The sequence below is a fragment of the Campylobacter sp. BCW_6877 genome (genome assembly GCF_001762445.1).
In the GTDB taxonomy this organism is placed as follows: domain Bacteria; phylum Campylobacterota; class Campylobacteria; order Campylobacterales; family Campylobacteraceae; genus Campylobacter_D; species Campylobacter_D jejuni.
Map to the genome: position 1 here is coordinate 1 of NZ_MJWW01000051.1, position 2,255 is coordinate 2,255.

The 2,255-nt window shown below is 23.7% G+C and carries 5 protein-coding genes; 1 reads left to right on the forward strand and 4 read right to left on the reverse strand.

From position 1 onward, the window contains the following. The coding region (locus AJ936_RS10390; RefSeq protein ID WP_186820506.1) for a hypothetical protein at positions 1 to 394 on the forward strand (394 nt) is incomplete at its 5' end. Between the two features lie 325 nt (positions 395 to 719). Here AJ936_RS10390 and AJ936_RS10135 read toward each other — a convergent pair. Genes AJ936_RS10135 through AJ936_RS06960 form a run of 4 tightly spaced genes read right to left on the reverse strand, consistent with a single transcriptional unit; the run spans position 720 to position 2,218 of the window. Next, on the reverse strand, positions 720 to 869 hold the full coding sequence (locus AJ936_RS10135) for a toxin-antitoxin system HicB family antitoxin (RefSeq protein WP_134225837.1): 150 nt from the start codon (positions 867 to 869) through the stop codon (positions 720 to 722). Continuing rightward, complete coding sequence (locus AJ936_RS06950) at positions 863 to 1,066, reverse strand: hypothetical protein (RefSeq protein WP_070274239.1); 204 nt, start codon at positions 1,064 to 1,066, stop codon at positions 863 to 865. Before AJ936_RS06950 ends, AJ936_RS10135 begins: the two co-directional genes overlap by 7 nt. Positions 1,067 to 1,081: 15 nt before the next feature. Then, on the reverse strand, positions 1,082 to 1,699 hold the full coding sequence (locus tag AJ936_RS06955) for a hypothetical protein (protein ID WP_186820502.1): 618 nt from the start codon (positions 1,697 to 1,699) through the stop codon (positions 1,082 to 1,084). 24 nt (positions 1,700 to 1,723) lie between these two features. Continuing rightward, positions 1,724 to 2,218, reverse strand: coding sequence for a hypothetical protein (locus AJ936_RS06960; protein WP_070274240.1), 495 nt, complete (start codon positions 2,216 to 2,218; stop codon positions 1,724 to 1,726). Positions 2,219 to 2,255 lie beyond the last annotated feature (37 nt).

Consider the following 2,255-nt stretch of genomic DNA (forward strand, 5'->3'; position numbering starts at 1 on the left):
TAAAATGAAAAAAGAAAAAAGTTTGCATTTAATTATTTTTGGATTATCTTTAATTTTTATAGGTTGTGGAGAACCTAAACTTAAAGAATATACTTATAATTCAGAGCAAGGAAGTAAAGAAGGATATGAATTTGCACTTAAAAAAATTGATGAAGAGTATAAAACACGTGGAAAGTATTCTTTAATTGATTTAAACGAAATAAAAAATATTAAAACACTTAAAGAAAGAGATTATAATTTTCTTTTAAAATTACAAAAAGAATCTAAAAAAGAAATTGAAAATGGAAGATATCAATATGCTGATATAATGATTATAAATTATAATGATTATTATACTATACTTAGCGTTGAGTGCAATTTGCGAAGGAAATTTTGTGATATTACTAATGTTTGAGTTTAGCACTCATAGTTGGCATAACTCTTTGTGCCTGTTCTTTCTCTTCTACCATTGTTTCTCCTTATTTAAAGTTTTTTCAAAATTTCGAAAAAACTTTTAATCACTTTTGATTAAAAGTTTCCATATCTTTCATAATAAGATGATAAATATATGTATTTAAAGGAAAACCTAAGCTGTCAGCTCTCTCTTGAAGGTATTCTTTCGCCATTACTTAATGATAGCAAATGCTTACTAAAAAGTAATAAAATGTATTTTTCTCAAAAATGAGAAAAATAAAACTGACAACAAAAAGATTTAAAATCCGAGCGTTAATTTAACATCTTTATTTTTCTTTTATATCATTTATAATAAGATTAATGATGTATTGAGTTGTGTTAATGCCTAACTCTTCAGCTTTTTTATCTAGTGTTTCTTTGAGTTTAGCACTCATAGTTAGCATAACTCTTTGTGCCTGTTCTTTCCCTTCTACCATTGTTTCTCCTTATTTAAAGTTTCCATATCTTTCATAATAAGATGATAAATATATGTATTTAAAGGAAAACCTAAGCTGTCAGCTCTCTCTTGAAGGTATTCTTTCGTCTTATCGCTAATTCTTAATTGTATAGGATTGCTCCCCTTACTTTCTTTCTCTTCTACCATTTTCTTTTTATCCTTTTCTATATTTTTCATTTTAAATCCTTGTATTTAAATAAATTTAAATAAATTTAATTTTTCAAGTTCTTCTTCTATAAATTTTTCATTTATTTTTATATAATTTGCTTTTTCTAATCCATAATAAAGCATTTTTTCATCATAATCATTGCCTCCAAAACCATCTGTTACAATTTTAAATCTATCTTCCCATTCAATTTCTTTATCTTTTTGGAAATATATGTTAATCATTCCTTTTCTTTTTTTATCAATTATTCTTATGAAATATTCTTTTGTTGTTGAAACTAACAAATTTTCAAATTGTTTGTCATCAATGATAAGATTTTTATATAACTCATTTAAAAAACAAATAAGCACAAGGTAACTTCCTTTTTTTATTGAATGCTTCCTATCTTTATCAAATAATTTTAATTTATCTTTTATATTTTTTTTAAATTCATTGTTTCTAAATACATTATCAAAAAAAATTTCCATTTCAGCATTTTTTAAATTATTGAAATGCTTTAAATTTACGAACTTTGTATTTTCATTTCTTGCTAGGGTTAAAATTGCAAAAAATTTATCCATATATTTTTTTGCAATATCATCAATATCATTTTGTAAGGAATGAAAAAAATACTGATTATTTTCTTGTATATTCTCTAATAACATTTTAACTCCTTTTTTTCTTGCTAACTAAAATTTTTTATGCAAAAGTTTATACTCATCTTCAATTGATTTACTGCAAAGAATGGTGGTTATATATTTTAATTCTTTAACTTTTAGTTCTTTTAGAAACATAAAAAATTGTTTTGGGCTTAAATTTTCATTATTGCCTAATTGAAAATAAGGAATTATTTTTATATTATGCTTTTTAAAAAAATCGGGGATTATAAAATCCCAATTTTTAAAATCAATCTTGATAGTTTGTTCTGCTAATTCTTTGAAAAATGGGGTTTCCATAAATAATTTCACAACTTCCATATTGTTTTCCACTTTTGGATTATTAAGAAATTCATCAAAATATTCTTTTCCTACCCACACTCTAAGCGACATTTCAAAATAATCATCGCTATCATATTTCTTTTCATTTTTATAACCAAATATAACTCTTATTACATCGTTTTCTATAAACTCTTTATAATAGTCTTTCTTGTCCATCATTGCAAGTTCCATCATTAAATTGCTCATTTTCTTCTCCTTTGAAATTTATATTCTTTATTGGAAT

What these genes read in the sequence shown, in the direction of transcription:
- AJ936_RS10135 (WP_134225837.1), bottom strand. Translation starts at nt 869, where the DNA reads ATGGTAGAAGGGAAAGAACAGGCACAAAGAGTTATGCTAACTATGAGT.
- AJ936_RS06955 (WP_186820502.1), bottom strand. Translation starts at nt 1,699, where the DNA reads ATGTTATTAGAGAATATACAAGAAAATAATCAGTATTTTTTTCATTCC.
- AJ936_RS06960 (WP_070274240.1), bottom strand. Translation starts at nt 2,218, where the DNA reads ATGAGCAATTTAATGATGGAACTTGCAATGATGGACAAGAAAGACTAT.
- AJ936_RS06950 (WP_070274239.1), bottom strand. Translation starts at nt 1,066, where the DNA reads ATGAAAAATATAGAAAAGGATAAAAAGAAAATGGTAGAAGAGAAAGAA.